This window comes from Methylobacterium sp. J-077 (genome assembly GCF_022829365.1).
Taxonomy (GTDB): Bacteria; Pseudomonadota; Alphaproteobacteria; order Rhizobiales; family Beijerinckiaceae; genus Methylobacterium.
In genome coordinates this window covers 1-19,325 of sequence record NZ_JAKSYJ010000062.1, presented here as the reverse complement: position 1 = coordinate 19,325, position 19,325 = coordinate 1, and the positions used below count along the sequence as shown (strand labels likewise).

Sequence of the window (19,325 nt, the reverse complement as noted above, 5' to 3'; positions counted from 1 at the left end):
GGTCCGTGAGTCTGGCCGAAATGTTGCATGCGCCTGCAGGCGCGGATTCATCTTAGAACGCGGGGGCGGGCATGAGAAAAATACTGTCGCTGGCCATGGCTGGTCTTGTGATGATCGGCGCTGCACAGGCTCAGGACAAGGGCGAGCCAGTGAAGATCGGTATCTCCGCCGGCGTGACTGGGCCGTATGCGGCTTTCGGGGTGCAGGTCAAGAACGGCGCCAGCCAAGCGATCGAGGACATCAACAGGGCCGGCGGCATCAAGGGCCGGCTGTTCGAGGCCGTCTACGGCGACGACGCGTCCGATCCGAAGCAGGGCGTCTCGGTGGCCAACAAGCTCGCGGCGGACGGCGTGAAGATGGTGGTGGGCGCCTTCGCCTCCAGCGTCTCGATCCCGGCCTCCGACGTCTATCTCGACGCCGGCATCATCCAGGTCACCCCATCCTCCACCAACGTGAAGTTCACCGAGCGCGGGATGTGGAACACGTTCCGCACCTGCGGCCGGGACGACCAGCAGGGCGCGGTCGCCGGCACGTATCTGGCCGGGCACCTCAAGGACAAGCGGATCGCCTTCGTCCACGACAAGACCCCCTACGGCAAAGGCTTGGCCGACGAGACCCTGAAGGCGTTCAAGGCCAAAGGCGGCAAGGAGGTGATGGTCGAGGGCGTCAACCCGGGTGAGAAGGACTATTCGGCGCTCGTCTCCAAACTGAAATCGGCCACCGTCGATGTGGTCTATTACGGCGGTTACCACACCGAGGCCGGGCTGATCCTGCGCCAGATGCACGACCAGGGCCTGAAGGCGATCGTGGCGGGCGGCGACGCCGTGGCCGACAAGGAGTTCGCGCAGATCGCCGGGCCGGCCGCGGAGGGGACACTGATGACCTTTCCGGCGGACCCGCGCAGAAACCCGAACGCCAAGGCGGCGGTGGCCGCGCTCAACGCCAAGGGCATCGATCCGGAAGCCTTCACCCTGTACGCCTACGCGGCGGTGCAGGTGCTCGCCAAGGCGATGGCCGAGACCGGCTCCAGCGACGGCAAGGCGCTGGCCGACTGGCTGCACCAGGGCAAGACGGTGGAGACGGTGGTCGGCCCGATCGCCTACGACAGGAAGGGCGACATCACCCGGCTCGACTACGTCATGCACGTCTGGAGGAAGGGCGCCGACGGCCGGATCGACTACGCCGGCAACGAGCTGGCGCCGTAAGGTACCCAACGGCCGTGGCGAAAATCCCGGTTTCGAAAGGTCCTCGACCTTTCGCGGGTGCAGGGCGGAGCCCTGCGAAATTCGGGGTTGCGCGCCCCGAAACCCGCCGAAGGGCCGCCGGCCCTTCGGGATCCCTGTATCGGTACCCCGATCTGGCGGAAGCGCGTACCTCCATCGGCTGAGGGACCGAGGGACGCCGCGGACGCGAAGGCTTTATGATCCCCCGTCCGCGGCGCGGCGCCAGGGGGGAGCGATGTTCGATTTCAGCCAGCTCCGGTGCTTCGCCGCCGTGGCGGAGGAGCTGCATTTCGGGCGCGCGGCTGCCCGGCTGAACATGACGCAGCCGCCCCTGTCGCGGCAGATCCAGGTGCTGGAGCGGATCCTCGACGTGCAGCTCCTGGAGCGCACCAGCCGCTCCGTCCGGCTGACCGCGGCCGGGCGCAGCTTCCTGCCGGAGGCGCAGCGCATCCTGCGCCTGGCCGAGACCGCGACCCACGTCACCCGTCAGGTGGCGGCCGGGCGCGCGGGGGTGCTGAAGCTCGGCTTCACGGCGGCCTCGGCCTACGACTTCCTGCCCCGCCTCGTCACGGCGCTTCGGCGGGCGCTGCCCGATGTGACCCTCGCCTTGCGCGAGATGATCAGCCGGGATCAGGTCGAGGAACTGCTCGCCGGCCGCATCGACGCCGCCCTGGTCCGGCCGCCGGTCACGCATCCGGACCTGATCGCCGTCCGGGCCCTGGCCGAGCCCCTCGTGGCGGCGCTGCCGGCCGGGAACGTCTTGGCCGTTCGGGAGCACCTCACGCCGGGCGATCTCGCCGGCGAACCGCTCGTCGGCTACGCGCCGAACGAGGCCCGCTACTTCCACGACCTGGTTCAGGGCCTGCTCGCCGAGGCCGCGGTGGAGCCCCCGATCGTGCAACGGTTGACCCAGATCCACGCGATCCTGGCCCTGGTCCGGGCGGCCCTCGGGATCGCCCTGGTGCCGGCGGCGGCCGAGCGCCTGCGCTTCGAGGGCGTGGTGTTCCGGCCGCTGCTGCTGCCGGCCCCGCGGCCCGCCGAGTTGGTCCTGGCCTGGCGGCGGGACGCGGACGAGCCGCTGATCGCCCGGCTGGTGGCGATCCTGGCGGAGCTGCCGCCCGCCTGATCCATGCGTCCACGGCATCGATCGATCCAGCCTTTGGCTTTGACCTTCGGCGGAAAGGCTGCGCCTGATAGCCTCACGGCACGCAGAGGCCGAGGCCGCCAGGAGGGATCGCCGTGGACCGACTCACCAACCGCTTCAAGGCCGCCCTCGGCGAGGGGCGCCAGCAGATCGGCCTGTGGTGCAGCCTCGCCAGCCCGATCTCCACCGAGATCGTCGCCGGCGCCGGGTTCGACTGGCTGCTCCTCGACATGGAGCACTCGGCCAACGACCTGCGGGATATCTATGTCCAGCTTCAGGCCATGATGGAGAACGCCACCAGCCCGGTGGTGCGGGTGCCGAGCGACGATCCCATCACTATCAAGCGCATCCTCGATGCCGGCGCCCAGTCGCTGATGATCCCCAATATCGACGATGCCGCGCAGGCCGAGCGGGTGGTCGCGGCGACGCGCTACGCCCCCCGCGGCATCCGCGGCTTCTCGCAGGCGCCCCGGGCCGCCCGGTTCGGCCGGATCCCCGATTATCACACCCGCTGCGAGGCCGAGATCTATGTGATCGTGCAGGTCGAGTCGCGCCGCGCCCTGGACAATCTGGACGCGATCGCCGCCGTGGAAGGCGTCGACGGCGTGTTCATCGGGCCCGGCGACCTCTCCACCAGCCTCGGCCATCTCGGCCAGCAGGGCCATCCGGAGGTGGTCCGCACCATCGAGGAGGCCATCGGCCGGATCGTGAAGGCCGGCAAGCATGCCGGCATCCTCACGCCGAGCGAGGAACTAGCCAAGCGCTACATCGCGGCCGGCACCCGGTTCACCGCCGTGGGCTCGGATCTTGGGCTGCTCGCGCGCAACGCCGAGGCCCTGGCCGGGCGTTTTCGGACAACAAGCTGAGGGGATGGCGATGCAGGCCGAAATCGACCTCCCGACCCGCGACCGCCCGGCCGGGGACGTGCCGCGCACGATCCGGCTGAGCGCGCGCGACAACGTCGCGATCGTGGTCAACGCCTTTGGGCTGCCCGCCGGCACGACCTTCCCGGACGGGCTGCGGCTCACCGAGTTCGTGCCGCAGGGCCACAAGGTGGCGCTCAGCGACATCCCGGAGGGCGGGGCGGTGCGCCGCTATGGCGAGGTGGTCGGCATCGCCACCCAAAACATCCCGCGGGGCGCCTGGGTCGAGGAATCCCGGGTCGCGACGCCCACCGCACCGTCCCTGGACGCGCTGGAGCTCGCCACCCGGGTGCCGGCCCCCTTAGCGCCGCTCGAAGGCTACACCTTCGAGGGCTACCGTAACCCGGACGGGTCGGTGGGCACCAAGAACATCCTGGCGATCTCGATCAGCGTGCAATGCGTCGCCGGCACCCTCGACGTGGCGATCCGGCGGATCAAGCAGGAGCTGCTGCCGCGCTACCCCAACGTCGACGATGTGGTCGGGCTGACCCACGCCTATGGCTGCGGCGTCGCCATCAACGCCCCCGAGGCGGTGGTGCCGATCCGGACCCTCCAGAGCCTCGCGCAGAACCCGAATTTCGGCGGCGAAGTGATGGTGGTCGGGCTGGGCTGCGAGAAGCTGGTCTCCGAGCGCCTGCTGCCCGACGGCGGCGCGGCCGGGGACGGGGTGGTCCGCCTCCAGGACGAGCGCCACCAGGGCTTTTCCGCGATGCTCGACAGCATCCTGGCGATGGCGGAGGCCCGCCTGGAGGTGCTGAACCGCCGGACGCGGGAGACCTGCCCGGCCTCCGAGCTGGTGGTCGGCCTGCAATGCGGCGGCAGCGACGCCTTCTCGGGCGTCACCGCCAACCCGGCGCTCGGCTATTGCGCCGACCTGATCGTGGCCTGCGGCGGCACCGTGCTGTTCTCCGAGGTCACGGAGGTGCGCGACGCGATCCACCTCCTGACCCCCCGGGCCAGGACCCCGGAGGTCGCCCAGGCTCTGATCCGCGAGATGGCCTGGTACGATGCCTATCTGGCCAAGGGCGAGGCCGACCGCCGGGCCAACCCGTCGCCCGGCAACAAGAAGGGCGGCCTCAACAACATCGTCGAGAAGGCCCTGGGCTCGGTCGCCAAGTCCGGCACCGGCGCGATCTCGGGGGTGCTGGCGCCGGGCGAGCGGGTGCGCGAGAAGGGCCTGATCTTCGCCGCGACGCCGGCGAGCGACTTCGTCTGCGGCACGCTCCAGCTCGCCTCCGGCATCACCCTGCAGGTGTTCTCCACCGGCCGCGGCACGCCCTACGGCCTCGCGCAGGCCCCGGTGATCAAGGTCGCGACCCGGACCGAGCTGGCCGAGCGCTGGTCCGACCTGATCGACCTCGATGCCGGCCGCATCGCCACCGGCGAGGCCACGATCGAGCAGGTCGGCTGGGAGCTGTTCCACCTGATCCTCGACGTGGCGAGCGGGCGCAAGCGGCCCTGGTCCGACCGCTGGGGCCTGTTCAACGACCTAACCCTGTTCAACCCGGCGCCGATCACCTGAATCCCGGGTATGCGCGGCGCGGCGTCGCAAGCGTGGCTGGACTCTGCTACGCAGCCGGCATCGTGATGCCGCTGCCGATTCCCTCTCCCCGCACCGTCCTGTTCCGCCTGCACTGGGCGCTCGGCCTCACCGCCGGGTTCGTGCTGGCCCTGATGGGGCTGACCGGCGCGCTGATGAGCTACGAGGAGGCGATCACCGCCTTCGCCAATCGAGACCGGACGCGGGTCGAGGCGGGCGATCGCGTGCCGCTCGCGCCATCGGCCCTCGCCGCCCGGATCGACGCCCAGGCCGGGGGGCGCCGGGCGAATATCCTCACCCTGTCGGAGGACCCGCAGGCGAGCGTGTTCGTGCGCTTCGCCCGCGATCCCGAGACCCGGGAGCGGCCGCCCTCGATCTATGCCGACCCCTATGACGGCGCGGTGCTCGGCCCGGTGCGGCTGGAGGCGGCGTTCAAGACGGTGGAGGACCTGCACCGCTGGCTGCTGATCCCCGGCGGCTCCAAGGGCTGGGGCCGGACCATCACGGGCGCCTGCACCCTGGCGCTGATCGTGTTCCTCGCCACCGGTCTCTACCTGCGCTGGCCCAAGGTCCATCGCTGGCGGATCTGGCTGAAGCCGAGCCTGTCGCGCCCCGGCCGGCCGCGCTGGTGGTCGCTGCACGCCGTGGCCGGAACCTGGCTGACGCCGGTCTACCTGATCATCGCGCTCACCGGCCTGACCTGGTCCTATCCGTCGGTCAAGGACGGCGCCACCTGGCTTCTCGCCGGGACGCCGGAGCGGGCAAAGCCCGCGCGCCCAGCCGGAAGCCGGGCGGCTCCGCCGTTGCCGGAGGCCGGGTCCGGGCCTGCCCTCGACCGCGCCTGGGCGGCGTTCCGGGCCGGTGAGGGGCGCGAGGCCGGGCTGGCGATCCTGACCCTGCCGGGGGGCGACGCGAAGGTGATCCGCATCCGCTGGCTGCCCCAGGGCGTCGATGCGCCGAGCGCCCGCAACGAGGCCCGCTACGACGCGACCACGGGGGCGCTGCTCGCCACCGAGCACGCCGCCGACATGCCGCTCGGGCGCCGCCTCGTCGAGAACATCCTGGAGGTGCATCGCGGCCGCTTCTTCGGCGACCTGTTCGCCCTGCTGTTCGGCCTCGCGGCGCTGGCCATGCCGGGCTTCGCCGCCACCGGCCTGACCCTCTACATCCTGCGCCGCCGGGCGGCCGCCCGGCGCAGGGGGACCGAGCGGACGGCGGGGCCGGTCGCCGCCGAGGCGAAGCCCAGACGTGCGCTGACCTGACGGCGACCGACGCTCACTCGGTCGGGCGCGGTGTCCCGGCGGTCCAGTCGACGGCGGCGTCGAACAGGGCGAGACCGGAGGGCGTCAGGGTGCCGAAGGTCTCGTTGTCGAGCAGAAACATCGTCCGCCGCGCCGGGGCGATCGCCTCGTAATCCATGGTCGCCCCCGCCTCGTAGCCGAAGATGACGGCGTGGTCGGGCTCGCCCGGCACCGTGGCGATGATCGCGGCGCCGAGGCCGGGCTTGCCCCAGTTCATCGGCGCGTCCTTGGCGTAGACCGCGTTGACCCCCGCCCGAAGCCCCGCCGCCAGCGCGTGGGGGGCGTTGACCAGCCAGACGAAATGCTCGGCCGGCGCCTTGCCGAAGTCGCGGTCGTGCTTCTTGCCGGTCATGCCCAGGTCGTCGAGTAGGTCGCTCTCCCAGGTCAGCACCGGTACCGGGACATCGCGATAGGCCCCGAGCAGGTCGCGGCTGCGGATGTTCGAGGACAGGATGACGAGGTCGTAGCCCCGCGTCACCGGCTCGTACTGGCTGCCCAGCGTGACCCGGTATCCGCGCCCCTCGAGATGGGCCGCGATCGCGGTGTCGGCGGCGATCCGCGGATTGTCCGGCTTGACCACGATCAGCACCGTCCGGGGCCGCTCGGCCGCGGACGCGGTCAGCGTCAGGGCCGCGAGGGCGGCCGCGCCGAGCAGGCCCCGGATCGATCCGGACATGGCGATTCGCCCGCACGCCTGGGTCGGCGATCCCGCCCGCCTCACAGCCGCGCGGTGATCGTGGCCAGCACCGAGAGCGGCGCGCCGGGGAGGTTGTTGAACTGGTTGAACGGCTGCTCGATGTAGCGCCGGTCGGTCAGGTTGCGCGCGTTGATCGAGAACCGGGCGTGCTCGTTGAAATCGTAGAACACGGCCGCGTCGAGCCGGGCATAGCCGCCCACCGTATAGCTGTTGTTGAGATCGCCGGTGCGCCGGCCGACATAGGTGATCCCGGCCCCGACGTTCCAGCCGCGCAGGACGCCGTCCTGGAACTGGTAGGTCGACCAGATGCTGCCGCTGAAGGCCGGGGCCCCCACCAGCCGGTTGCCGATAGCGTAGGTCGTGTCCTTGGTGATCCGCGCATCGAGGAAGCTGACCGCGCCGATGACCTTCCAGCCCGGCAGGATCTCGCCGGCGAGGTCGGCCTCGACGCCTTCCGACCGCTGCTGCCCGGTGATCACCGAATAGAGGCTGTTGTTGGGATCCGTGGCGGCGACGTTGTTGCGGGTGATGCGGAAGGCGGCAGCGGACAGGGTCAGGTCGGGGGTGAGGTCGAGGCGGCTGCCGATCTCGTACTGCTCGCCGGTCTCGGGGGGCGGATTGGTGACGTTGAGGACGTTGGCGATCTGCGGCTTGAACGAGGTCGTGTAGCTCGCATAGAGCGTCAGCGGCTCGACGGGGCGGTAGATCAGGCCGACGCGCGGCGAGGTGCCGGACAATTGCTGGTCGGGCGGGATCGTGCGTGATGTCGGCGTGCGGTTGAAATAGTACTGCGTCCCGGAGTCGTAGCGGACGCCGACCAGGAACTGCAAGCCGAGCCCCAGATCGATCTGGTCCTGCACATAGAGGCCGTTCAGCTCGTTCTTCTGCTTGAGGTCACCCTGCAATTGCAGGCCCACGAGGGCCGACCCGAAGACCGGATTCTGGAAGCTCACAGATGGGAAGTTGGTGCTCTGCGTCGTGTAGGAATGCCGATAGCCGTTGGTGTACTCGATCCCGGCGAGCACGGTGTGGCGGAAGCCCAGCAGATCGAACTTGGCCACCATTTCAGTCTGGCTGTCGACCGAGGCGTAGGTCGAGTGGCCCGCGGTCTCGCGCCGGTTCACGAGGGTTTGGGTCTTGTCGAGTCCGGTGGCGCGGGTCGCCAGGAAGTCGAACCCGCCCCATTGGGCGTTGAGCACTTCGCGCAGGGTGATGTTCTCGTTGAGGTCGTGCTCGACCTTCAGCAGGCCGAAATTCGCGTTGCTGTTGTAGCGGGAGAACGGCTCGCCGTAATAGCGCGAAATATTGTCGAGCGGCACGCGGCCGTTCCGGGCGACCAGCCCCTCGTCGTATTGCGTGTCCAGCCGGGTGAACTCGCCGAGGAACGAGACCCGGGTCTCCGGGCTCGGGTTCCACGTGAAGGCCGGGGCTACGAAGGTGCGGGAATTGTCCCGGTCGCCGAAGTTGCGGAAGGTCGGGTCGGACTGGCCGGCGAAGCTGACGCGCCCGGCCAAGCCCTCCACGCCCTCGATCGCGCTCGACACCGAGCCCTGAACCCGGCGGAAGCCGAAGCTGCCGGCCTGCAGGTTGATGTCGCCGGACGGCACGAGGGTCGGCTGGCGGGAGACGATGTTGATCAGGCCGCCGGGATCGCCGCGGCCGTACAGCACCGAGGCCGGTCCTTTCAGCACCTCGATCCGTTCCACGTCGGCGATATCGCGCGTGACCGTGGAGAAGGTGCCGGCCTGGTTCAGCAGCACGCCATCGATCGCGTAGGTCTGGTGTGCTCGCTACGGAAGATCGCCCGCAAAACCGGCACCTTTCGACCTCTTGAGGCTTAGAGTTGGCCCGCAAGACCATGGATAGTTTGACCGCACCGGATCGAACGACCTTCGCGACACTTGAGCGACGTCCCCCGCTCTCGGCCCGCGGAAACCTCCCTCTAGCGGCCAGTCGCTTCAGTAGCGGAAAGTTTGGGTGAGGCTCCGGTTCGCGAGAAGTGCGCTCAGCGTAGGCCAGACCTCATCCGAGCGGGAGCTCGGTTCGATCCCCTTCCCTTTCGTGCTCGCGTCGACGTTGGGCTGCCGATCTCCGAGGATCGCACGTCGAACAGTACGTCCAGGCGCTGCGCGACGAGCTCGGGCGTCAGCCTGTGCTGCGCACGCGAGACCAGACGAAGCACGGGCCGTCCCGATGTATGCAAATTCCCAGTTTGCATACATCGACGCGCATAAGGATGCCTCAAGGGGGTTTGATGGCTCGCATGAGCGAAGGTGCTCGGCAAATCCGGTCAGACGCCGCCGACGGATCCGTTCGGCTCGACTTGGCGAACCCCACGTGAAATTCGGCCACAGGTGCGGATTGCCTACGAGGATCTCGAAGACACTTGGTTATCCGGATCGAGCCGGAGCGGTTGATCTTTTCTACGCAGAAGGGACGCCGAGCAGATCGTCAAGCGAGGACGAGGGTGCGCAGCCCCCGCGGGCTGAACTTGCGTCGAGCCCAGCGGATCAGACCCTTCTTATGCGCTGCGACCTGCACGTCCGTGTTGTTCAAAATCTCGACGTGTTCGATGACGACCGCGATGTCATCAACCCCTCCCGTGAACTGTGCTCCGATCGATCGCGCTGCTTCGAGGCACTGCCCGGCATCGGAGAGCTCCGGCGCCTCCAAGATCGTATGCAACTGCCGAGCATAACTCTGGATGCCAGGGGTCCGTCGCTGGGTTTCAATATCCGCGAGATCCTGGAGGCCAAGGTTGATGACCCTGCCCGTCGCGCTCGTTGTGTCCTGCGCTGCGACATTCCGGAGATCTGGTATGGGAAACGGTCGGGGCCGCGCGCTATCGATGAGAAACTTAGCGACGTCCGCCAGCACATGACAATCGGCTTGCGCGATCACCAAGACAGAGCCCGCCTGCTAAGCCAAGAACGGCTGTAGTAGGAGATCGATGAGGTAAGCGTGGGACGCCCCGATGCTGGCACGCCGAAGGCTACGAGGACTGTCATTGGCGACCCAGGCATCCGGTGTATCGATCTCATCTAGGATTGCGAGAGACTGCTTAGAATAGCCACTAAGGAAATCCACCGCCTCCACCAGCCCGGCGGCATCATCGTGAAGCGAGGCCCAAAGATCTTTCGTGAGCGACATGCCAGGTGCGAAAATCGGGTCCTTACCGTGAGGAGCGGTACGGCTCTCCTCATCTTCGTCGTCTGGCTGATTCCAATCCGGCGCGGTCACAACGATGTCGCTGAGGGCGCTCAGCGTCCCGGCGCGATGGAAGAGCAGCCTGTCCTTCTCGTACCACGCGGGATCGACATGTTCACGCCAGTCGCCTTCCGCGAAGCGAGCGAGAGCGTTCGAGTACACGCGGTCGAGCTGACCGGCCAACACGATTTTCATGGCAGCGAAGCCTTCTCTTTTGATGTCTAGACCCCGGGCGAACGGACATATTTTCGCCTCAGCTCGGATCAGGTTGCTCAGCACACCAGCTGCACCAGGCGTAGTGAACCGCGAGGGGGACAACGGGAACCTTCACCCGCACAGCGAAGTCGCCTGGCAGGAGCGTCTCGTGCAGCATGATCAAGCCGCGTCTCTCGAGAGCGGCAAGGGTTGCAGGAGCATGACCTTGATCGTCGCCGGTGGCGATACGCTCGAAGGCCTCAATTTGAACCCGCGTACAGCCTTTTGCCACCGCGGGATGTAGAGATTTGCTCGGCATGACGGATCTATTTTGCGCAGGGCCTGCGACTGACTTTGAAAATTCACAGGTGGGTGACGATAGGGGCAGCTGAGATTGTGCTGCAAATGCAGCGATTCAAACAAGCTCTGCTCAGGACATCATCTGGCAGGCTGACCGTTGACCTCTGAGTGGGGCTTCGCTGCAACGTTTTCACGCGCGGGATGCCGGTCGATTGGAATCCGCATCACATCACCAGTCCAGCTGCGGGACGCCTGGCCTCTCAACCGATGCGTTTCAGATCGTTGAAGAAGGCGGCGAGCACCGCGCGGACGGTCCCGCTCGTGACGTCAGGGTAACTGAGCAGCGGCTGGTAGGTCGGGACAGCGTCTCCGTCGAGCTGCGACAGTTCCACGTGGGTTTCCACGGCCAAGCTCCGGGCACTTCCATAGAAGCTGACGAAGCAAGGAGGCCAGATCACTCCGCCGGCCACTGTGCGGGACGGTTGGCGGCTGCAGTAGAAGCGGATTCCCGGTGTCGCGAACAAGGCCAGCCGATCCAGATCGTCGTCACGGACCACGCAGACGTGCCAGCCGCGCTGCGTCGCCGCACTGGCACAGGCCAGCATCGCCGGCTCGATCACCGTGCGCGACACGATTTCGAAACGTGCTGCCTCCATCGCGAGCGCGGCAGCCAGAGCAGGATCGTTCTGGGCCACATATTCCTGGAGCCGCCGTTGCTGCGCGCGGGCGCCTTCACGGCCAGCCTTCAAAACTTCCTCGAACGGCCAGCCCTTCTCGTGATCGTCATAAACGTCCTGCGTAGTGCTCATCGGAAATCCTTGAAACCTCGGCCTTCAGGCCGGGGAGGCTGCGCGTCTGCGCAGTGTGAATGGTTGGTGGGAGACCCGGCCTTCGGTAAGAACAGACCCTGACCATCGCACGCGGGTACAGGTTCAAGTTGGCACCACTGCCGGAACAGGAAGCCCTGTTCCGGCAGTTCGCGGGCGTGTGTCGGTTGACCTACAACCTCGCCCTCGAACAGCGGGCGACGTGGGGTAGACGCCATCGGCTCGGCTACGTCGCGCAAGCTGCCGATCTCACGAAGCTGCGGGCCGCGTTCGACTGGGTGCGCGCCGTCTACGTGTCGTGTCAGCAGCAGGCGCTGCGCGACCTTGACCGGGCCTTCCAGAACTTCTTCGCGGGCCGTGCGAGCTTCCCGCGGCCCCGCCGGCGCGGCGTCCATGACAGCTTCGGGTTTCCCGGGCGCGAGATTGTCACGAAGCAGCTCAACGCGAACTTGTCGGCCGTACGCCTGCCGAAGATCGGCTGGGTCCGGTTCCGCGACACGCGCCCGATCCGCGGGACTGTGAAGAACGTCACCGTCTCCCTCGATGCGCTCGGCTGGCACGTCGCCTTCACCTGCGAGATCGCGCACGATGCGCCCGCAGCAAGGCCCGAGATCGTCGGTATCGACCGGGGTGTCACGACGACCCTCGCCCTGTCCACGGGCGAGTTGCTGACGCTGCCTGAGAGCCTCGCGCAGATCGAGGCCCGGAAGCGCAGGGCTCAGCGCGTCGTCGCCCGACGCAAGCGGGGGTCGGCTCGCCGCCGCCGGGCTCAGGCCCGCGTTACCCGCCTCCAAGCCCGGCAAGCGCGCATCCGGCGCGACTTCCACCACTGCGCCGCCCTCCGCATTGCTCGCCGCTTCGGCGTGGCGGTGCTCGAAGACCTGAACACGCGCGCCATGACCGCCAGCGCGCGGGGTACGGTTGCCGAGCCCGGCCGCAATGTCCGGCAGAAGGCGGGCCTGAACCGCGGCATTCTGAACGCGGGCTGGCAGCAGTTCGCAACGATCCTGACGTACAAGATGGAGGAGCGGGGTGGGCAGGTCGTGACGGTGCCCGCCCGGTTCACGTCGCAGACCTGCGCGGCGTGCGGTGTGATCGATGCGAGGAGCCGCGAGAGCCAAGCGCGCTTCGCCTGCATCGGTTGCGGCCACACCGATCACGCCGACGTCAACGCGGCGATCACCATACGACGGCGTGCGAACAGCGCGTTGCTGGACGTGGAGGGTTTGCATCAGCAGCCCGTTGAAGCGTCAACCGGACGAGACCTCATGGTCTCCGAAAATCCCCGTCCTTCACGGCGGGGAAGATGTTAAAGTAGGGCCTCCTTTGGGGTTTGATGATAGTCCAAGTCCGTAATCGTAGAGGTATCTAAAAATAGTCGCGTGATAAGCTGAGGTGATCTGCTATTATCAATCGTTTATAATCAGGTCCGGCTTGTCAGGTGAATATATGAGCGCTGATGACATTATGATGAGGTAAGTTCAGGGGTTTGACCGCCATAATTATCAGCTGTCGCGCGCCGAACATGACAAGGTCGCGCTCAAAAATCAGCTCAAGCTCCGAGAACTGGAGAGCACGATGATGTGCATCCTCGGCTTCGAGGGTTTTCGATCGGTCCAGCGGAATGGGTCAACCGCGACGGTGTCGAGATCGACGGTGTCGACGGCTGTGACCCAAGTCGACGTGAGGGTGATGTCTGTCGCCGCTTCGCGAATGCGCAGGCTGGACCTCTGTGCCTCCGCCAGGGCTGACTTCAGCAGGGTCCCGACGTTGACGGTGCGGCTTTCCGACAGCCGGCTCAGCCGCTGCCGGTAGGTCTGAATCGCGGGTTCCTCCAGCATAGCGATGAGGTCGTCATAATCACCCGGCTCGAGGTTCGCGATGGAGCCTGAGGTCCTGGCATCGGATGGCCTCACCTTCCGAAGATCAGGGATACCGAATGGCAGGGCGATGCCGTTCTGGATTACGCAGTTCAGCAGTTCGACCAAGACTTGCCGGTCGCAGTCGGCTAGAATAAGTGTCGATTGAGTTTGCCAAGCATCGAGAATAGCCCAAAGGATGTCTTCCACGTGGTGCACGGGGTTCGGTTCATGAGGATCCTCGGGCCCACGCAGGCGCATCATCTCCAACGTCGCGTCTGAGAAGGCTTTCGCGAGCACGACGAGGTGGGCGAGGCGCAACGCGTCGTCTTCGAGTTCGGCTCGGAGAATTGAGTCGTAGATTCGACCGTCGTTCCCACGGTGCGAAACGATCTTCTCACCAGGTGGCGCACGGTCTGGCCGGCGTACGAGGGCGGCGCTCAGCGCAGACATCATCCCCGCGTGATGGAAGAAGGATCGGTACGGGTCGAACGTGTTCGCGTGCGGCGACCGACTGCGTGAAGGTGTCACCCGGAATCGGTCCAGCTTCCCTCCCATCAGAAAAGAACGGTCGAGATGACCGCCGTAGATGATGTTCATCGACAGCTCTCGGTAGGGATAATTGGAGTTCGGCCATCATCTCCGAACGGCTCGAAAAGACCTCTGCCGCCCCGCAGTCGAGTGCGGTCTTGGCGTGCGGACGCCAGTTCTAGGATTAGAGTGACGTGGGCGGGGTTGCGGCCGGGCAGCTCGTCAATCCGGGGCATCGTCCAGCGCCAGGAACTCGAACCAAAGTTCCGGTTCCGCGAAACCACTGGGCCACGCGTACGCCGCGACGATCTTGCGGCAGAGATCGCTGATCCACTCGTCGTTCTCTCCGAACACCCGGTCGAAGTGCTTGATCCGCCGTAGATCATGTTCGCGCATGGATCGGCGTGCGTCCTGGAGCGTCTGATATCCGAAGGTGACCAGCTCGGCGGCCTTTCGAATGTGGAACCTTCGTTCGCTTAGATAGAACGGCATCACCTCCCGCCGCAGCCGCTCTACGAACACGCGATAGGTGAGCTCCTCTCTTTCGATTTCGTCGAGCGTGTGAAGCACTTCAAGGGACGGTAGCCAGGGATTCCGCAGTTCGAACGCCACGACAGTACCATCGACCTCACTGGAGTGGAGTAGGTCCGAAGTAATGGTGGAGCGGTCGTTCAACCAAAGTGCGGCCGTGACACCATCCCAGGTGTCCATAGGATGAAGCAAGACTTCGTTTGGCGGAAAGCACTTGAGCCAAGCCGCGGCGTCCTTCGGACGCCAGGGCTGTATGTGGCGGCCCACTGGTGCGAGGGGCTTATTCCAGTCTGGAAACGCCTCCCGTACGGCGGCGGTAGGCGCGTCGGAGAGGGGCTCCGCCATCATCTTGGCAACGCCAGCGTGAACCTTCAGTGGCAGGAGCCCTGGATCGGCATGGGACGCGATTGCGCGCTGCATCTCCTCCGAGTGAAGCGCGCCTCCCAGGTGGCGCACGATCTCGGGATGCGTGAGGGGCGTTCGACCGCCAATCGCCTTCCGCAAGCGCTCGAGGGAAAGGCCACGACGATTTGCGAACCTGGTGAGGATTGGCCGCGCCGCGGCGTTGATCCGTTCGCGGATAAGTTTGCTGCGCGCCTCTATGGATGCGTTCGGCGAAAGCGTGACGATTGAGCGGGAGGTGGCTGAGCCCGTCTGCCGAAAGGGGTCGCCCCGGATCGTGGAGTCAGCAGCGGCACGCGTGTCGACTGGCCCCGCGAGGACGCGCTCATTCGGGCTCGTCAACCCCTGAAGATCGGCGTGCTTCGGCGCGGTGACGTTCGGAGGCAACCGGTTCTCCGGGCGCGGCGCCTCTACGCTCTGTGTCTTCGGAAATCGAGGCATTCGCTCGCCGCAGGGCAAGCTCACGACAACAGCCTTCGACGGACTGTCCTCGACGGTGACGGGGGGATCTGATGTCGGATCTAAGCGGTTCGTCATTGAGAATATGCCAAATGATCGGCAACCAGGCCAGAATGGTCTTGTGCGCACATGCCGCCTGGTGAGAGCCGAGGCGCTGCGAAAAAGAGTCTGCGGTTGCTGCAGCGATTCAAGCAAGCCTTCCGATGGCGCCTCCCCATTGAGGGAGCGATCGCACCATTCGACGGGTCTCGTCGGCCCTGTCGACCGACGTCGGGGCGCGTGTCATTGCGACGGGGTGCGCGGTCGCAGCGATGGCGGTACGGGCAAGCGCGCACGCAGCTCCGTTGCCCGCGCCTTGAGGATCGTGCCTGGGGCTTCGGGCAATGCGCTGAGAGAATCGAGCAGGTGGGTGCGCCAATTCGGTTCACGCTCCCACGCTTCAGCGAACATCCGCTCGATGGCGGATCTGCGGCCGACCAGATCAAGTGCCTCGATCAGTTCGGTGGCCTGGGCCAGGTTGCTCGTCGTCCGAACCTGATCGTCGACCCCAGTACCCTGCTGTCCGTGCACGATCAGCGCGTGCACCGCGTAGCGCTCGGGAGAAGGGATGGTCACAGCGATGCCGGGCCCATACAGGACGATCGATCGCACCGGCTGGTCGGTTAAGAAGTCCAGAAGTTGCGCAGGCTGTGCTGCGATCCGCTGCTCCAGCGTCGCCACAAGCTTAGACGAATGTCGATCCCCATCATGAGGGGCCGTGAGGAGGCCGAGGTGGAACAGACCCTTGCTCGGGAAACGCGTCGCGCCGACATCGTCCGTGATACCCATGGCGGGAGCGAGGCTCGGGCCGACGCCGTAAAGCCCGTCGAGACCGCCGGGGACCGGATCCTTGAGGTAGACCGCGATCGGATTGGCTCGAGCGACGCTGTCATCGTTAATCGTGCTCAAGGCTTTGGACAAACGCACACCTAGGACACCACTATAGGTCTGGTAGGCCGCGGCCCCGATCAGGACGGCGCGTGACGGGAAGAGGCCGGCTTTGGCCAGCTCCTCGACCATGCGGCCTATAGTGGCCAGAGGACGAGGCAGGCCGGCGCCGACCAGGGCGTCGACAGTGCTGCTGCGCTCAGCGCGAACAGCCTTGATCCGCTTGAAGCGTGCGATCTGCTCGCCGATGGCGGGGTCGTCGGTTGGACCGACATAGCAGCTGTACCGCCTTCCTCCGTCCCGCCCCTCTGCAGCTGGACGATAGCCTTGATAGTACGCGTAGCTGCGGATTGCCCCAGCCCGGTTCGTCCTCCGGCGGACGAGGAAACTGCCGTTTTCCGGAAAGTCTGGGTCGAATAGGTCCTCGAGGCCTTGGTCCAGGAGTTCGGCGAACAGGGTGTGCTGTGCGAGGGATAACGGTTGCGGCATGCACCACCTCCGGTACATGCAAACTTGCGACTTGCACGTACATCTTAGAAACATCGTTTCGATGGCCACGGTTGCTGCCGCAGGAGTAGACAACGGCCGCACTCAGGCTGGCAGCTATGCTGTCGGTGAGCGGTGAGGCCCCTCGAACCCAGAGTATTGGCGCGTGACGGCAACCTGTGCGGGTACTGGCCGCCAGGATCATCCAATACCCTTGAGGAAGTCAGTGACGATGTCGTACACGATGCCAACTGTGAGGTCGGAATAGGTAAGCGTCACTTCAGAATGCTTGTTGCCGGACGTCGTGCGATCTTGGTAGAATTCGGCTCGCATCCGCACGACGCGATTGGGGCAATCGCCGTGGAAGCCGATGAAGGACGTTTCACCGAACAGGTCGATGATGGCTGGTTCGGGAAGAGGATCACGGGAGAACAGCAACCGTATTCCGGCGGTTGCAAGCCCGACAATGCCCTCAGCTTCATCCTCGCGGATGATGCGGGCGTACCAGCCTTGCGCTTGAAGATCGGCTGAAATTTGAAGCAGGACGGGTTGTATCGCGGTGTCCGTAATATGGGTAAATTTGGCTTGTTCCCTGTCGAACTCAGCCAAAACTTCGGGGTGGGTTTCCGATATCTGGCGGCGCAAAGTGTCTCGCCGGATCTGCCCGGCCTGCCGAGTCCGTCGGTGTGCGTCGCTGAAGGGATCCGCCGTGTTATCTGTTGCGTCGTCAATCTTCTCGTGTGTCATGATATCGCCTTTTGGGGTTTGAGCGTTCTCACCACTGCGGCACTTGAGGTCGGAATGCATCTTCGCTGCGGTATGACTCACTCTCTGCTAAATTCTTGCGCAATATACCCGACGCACGTCGTCTTTCCTGTAGATAATAATCCCCAGTTTATTTCGATCAAAGGCAGGATCGATGCCACTGCTAGAAAAATCGGCAAGAATGGTTTGATAGTTTTTTCGAACGATTCTGCTTAATTTGCTGAGAAGGATGAAGTTGCGCTCAAATTCGCCTAAAGACTCTTTGCTGATGACGCTGGCCCATTTTCCGCGTCGTCCCTGGGTGCGGTGCTCTCTCAGGTATCCGAGCCGGATCAACGCGCGTACGGCCGGTGTATGCGTCCCCAGCTGTCGAGCCGCTCGGATCGTGATGAGGGCGCCCGTGTGATCAGGCGGGATATGACGGAAGATTTCATCGGTTTTGACGAGGATCGAAGGAATGCCTTTCGCGCCACGTAGCCGACCGATCCAGTTCAGCTGACCGGATCCAATCAGCTCAAAGATTTCTTTCGTGCTGCATCCCACGCGTTTGCAGGTTTTGTAGATATTGCCCATGGAAGGATCAAGTGTGTCAACAGGTTTCGCGTTGCGCAAAAAATCCGACACGAGCCGATCGATATCGGTCTTGCGAAAGAGCTTTATCGGGTCTTTCCGGGTGCGCGCTGTAAATGATTTGAGGATGCCATCTCGCAGGAGCGCGCGCGTTTGTGGACGTGAGATATTGAGAAGCACGGCGGCCTCATCGATGGAAACGGCCGTCTTGAGATCTCGCAGAAAGGCGTTTGCCGCCTTGGCTGAGAACACAGCTTGGCCGTCGCGACGTGTATCGTCGGGCGCGAGATAGCCGGCGCCCTTCAGGATGGTGCGCAGGCGGCGATAGCCAATACCGACTTCCTGTGACGCGCTGAGCACGGAGTGCCAGACGCGATCCTGTGCGATCGGACGACCGAACAGACTCGAACGAAGGCCGACGTGGGAAACTTCCAGGATATGGCGCGAAGCCCAATCGCGGATCGGATCGTAGGCCGGATCCGTCGCTTTCCAGTTCAGCCAGCGATAGATTTTGCCGTAGACACGGTTTGGGGCGCCGAGTGCCCGGATTTTTTCCGAGTGGCTGGATCGCAACGCGTGGAGGAATGCGTCGACGCCTTCCTCACCGCGGCTGAGGATGTCGAATCCCGTGCCGCCGGCTTCCTGCGCGTCGTCGTCCGAGAGCTTGTGGAGGCTGGGCGGCGTGTTGAAACCTGCGACGCTTCCGAAGAGTTCGCAGGCATGGATCACGGCATAGAGCGGCAATGCGTTCAACGCGATCTCTCGACGAACGTCGCCGGCGAGCCTCGACTGAATGTAGAGTTCTAGGCCGGAAGCTGGTCGCTGGCGCAGTCCGGTGGCGAGTTGATCGAGCTTCTCGAGATACGGCTCGACGACCCGCGCGAAGTCGGCTCGCTCCAGAGGGCGGCGGCTGTACGGGACTTCGACCAGGGCGATGCCGTGGTCGGCACAGGTCCGGATGGCTTTGATGTCCCAGATCTGCCGCCCGTAGGTGTCGAGGTGCCGCCCGGATCCGGATGTCAGGTCGTGCGCGAGGCAGCTTGGGCAGAACCTGGCGATGGATCGGCACAGGTTGACGTGCGTGAACCGCTCGCCCTGCAGATACCAACCGTCGTCGCGTTCGACTGTGACGCGGTGACGAAGCATATCCGGATCGGCGGCGACGAGTTCGGCCAGGCGGACGAGCTCAGGCTCGCGGCCGTCGATGAGGCCGCGCAGGCTGAAGCCCAACTCCTGGCAGAAGATCCTGGCGCTGGGCAGACCGTGCAGGAGCGCTAGCCGCGAGACGTGGCTCGGCAGGCTCTCGTCCGGTGCGATCGGGATGAAGGGACGCAGAGGCCTCACTTCGAGCGCCCTTTGCCGCTCGGCTGTGGCGTTGCGATCTGGTGCCGAGGAAGGTTGGCCTTGTCGAGCAGGCGCGAGCAGTCGACAGCCTGCC

At 65.4% G+C, this 19,325-nt stretch carries 15 protein-coding genes and 1 pseudogene; 6 read left to right on the top strand and 10 right to left on the bottom strand.

Annotation, left to right across the window (positions count from 1 at the left end; all coding sequences use genetic code 11):
• Positions 1–71 precede the first annotated feature (71 nt).
• The 5 genes from MKL11_RS03675 (at position 72) to MKL11_RS03655 (ending at position 6,092) form a co-directional block, all read left to right on the top strand.
• Positions 72–1,205 carry a branched-chain amino acid ABC transporter substrate-binding protein gene (locus MKL11_RS03675; protein WP_243940387.1) on the top strand — a complete coding sequence of 378 codons (1,134 nt, stop codon included), beginning with the start codon at positions 72–74 and terminating at the stop codon, positions 1,203–1,205.
• 253 nt (positions 1,206–1,458) lie between these two features.
• Positions 1,459–2,349: a LysR family transcriptional regulator gene (locus MKL11_RS03670; RefSeq protein WP_243940385.1), complete on the top strand. Its 891-nt coding sequence runs from the start codon at positions 1,459–1,461 to the stop codon at positions 2,347–2,349.
• A 113-nt stretch (positions 2,350–2,462) separates the two neighbouring features.
• Complete coding sequence (locus tag MKL11_RS03665; RefSeq protein ID WP_243940382.1) at positions 2,463–3,233, top strand: HpcH/HpaI aldolase family protein; 771 nt, start codon at positions 2,463–2,465, stop codon at positions 3,231–3,233.
• 10 nt (positions 3,234–3,243) lie between these two features.
• Positions 3,244–4,812 carry a galactarate dehydratase gene (garD, locus tag MKL11_RS03660; protein ID WP_243940380.1) on the top strand — a complete coding sequence of 523 codons (1,569 nt, stop codon included), beginning with the start codon at positions 3,244–3,246 and terminating at the stop codon, positions 4,810–4,812.
• A 65-nt stretch (positions 4,813–4,877) separates the two neighbouring features.
• On the top strand, positions 4,878–6,092 hold the full coding sequence (locus tag MKL11_RS03655; RefSeq protein WP_243940458.1) for a PepSY-associated TM helix domain-containing protein: 1,215 nt from the start codon (positions 4,878–4,880) through the stop codon (positions 6,090–6,092).
• Between the two features lie 13 nt (positions 6,093–6,105).
• On the opposite strand, the gene MKL11_RS03650 is transcribed toward MKL11_RS03655, so the two are convergent.
• From MKL11_RS03650 to MKL11_RS03630, 5 genes and pseudogenes are all read right to left on the bottom strand, one after another.
• On the bottom strand, positions 6,106–6,807 hold the full coding sequence (locus tag MKL11_RS03650) for a hypothetical protein (RefSeq protein ID WP_243940378.1): 702 nt from the start codon (positions 6,805–6,807) through the stop codon (positions 6,106–6,108).
• 41 nt (positions 6,808–6,848) lie between these two features.
• A pseudogene (locus MKL11_RS03645) lies at positions 6,849–8,609 on the bottom strand (TonB-dependent receptor); the annotation flags it as partial.
• Positions 8,610–9,279: 670 nt separating this feature from the next.
• Positions 9,280–9,732: a hypothetical protein gene (locus tag MKL11_RS03640; protein WP_243940374.1), complete on the bottom strand. Its 453-nt coding sequence runs from the start codon at positions 9,730–9,732 to the stop codon at positions 9,280–9,282.
• 15 nt (positions 9,733–9,747) lie between these two features.
• Positions 9,748–10,314: a hypothetical protein gene (locus tag MKL11_RS03635; protein ID WP_243940372.1), complete on the bottom strand. Its 567-nt coding sequence runs from the start codon at positions 10,312–10,314 to the stop codon at positions 9,748–9,750.
• Between the two features lie 476 nt (positions 10,315–10,790).
• Positions 10,791–11,339 carry a hypothetical protein gene (locus tag MKL11_RS03630; RefSeq protein ID WP_243940370.1) on the bottom strand — a complete coding sequence of 183 codons (549 nt, stop codon included), beginning with the start codon at positions 11,337–11,339 and terminating at the stop codon, positions 10,791–10,793.
• A 98-nt stretch (positions 11,340–11,437) separates the two neighbouring features.
• On the opposite strand from MKL11_RS03630, the gene MKL11_RS03625 reads away from it, so the two are divergent.
• Positions 11,438–12,670: an RNA-guided endonuclease InsQ/TnpB family protein gene (locus tag MKL11_RS03625; protein WP_279600233.1), complete on the top strand. Its 1,233-nt coding sequence runs from the start codon at positions 11,438–11,440 to the stop codon at positions 12,668–12,670.
• Between the two features lie 234 nt (positions 12,671–12,904).
• Here MKL11_RS03625 and MKL11_RS03620 read toward each other — a convergent pair whose 3' ends face one another.
• The 5 genes from MKL11_RS03620 to MKL11_RS03600 all read right to left on the bottom strand — a co-directional run.
• Positions 12,905–13,816: a hypothetical protein gene (locus MKL11_RS03620; protein ID WP_243940368.1), complete on the bottom strand. Its 912-nt coding sequence runs from the start codon at positions 13,814–13,816 to the stop codon at positions 12,905–12,907.
• A gap of 153 nt (positions 13,817–13,969) precedes the next feature.
• The gene (locus MKL11_RS03615) at positions 13,970–15,067 is read right to left on the bottom strand and encodes a hypothetical protein (RefSeq protein WP_243940366.1); all 1,098 of its coding nucleotides are present in this window, start codon (positions 15,065–15,067) and stop codon (positions 13,970–13,972) included.
• A 354-nt stretch (positions 15,068–15,421) separates the two neighbouring features.
• Complete coding sequence (locus tag MKL11_RS03610) at positions 15,422–16,555, bottom strand: GSU2403 family nucleotidyltransferase fold protein (RefSeq protein ID WP_243940364.1); 1,134 nt, start codon at positions 16,553–16,555, stop codon at positions 15,422–15,424.
• 198 nt (positions 16,556–16,753) lie between these two features.
• Complete coding sequence (locus tag MKL11_RS03605) at positions 16,754–17,359, bottom strand: hypothetical protein (RefSeq protein ID WP_243940362.1); 606 nt, start codon at positions 17,357–17,359, stop codon at positions 16,754–16,756.
• Between the two features lie 27 nt (positions 17,360–17,386).
• Positions 17,387–19,325, bottom strand: a 1,939-nt coding sequence (locus MKL11_RS03600) for a TniQ family protein (RefSeq protein ID WP_243940360.1), incomplete at its 5' end; no start/stop codon positions are given.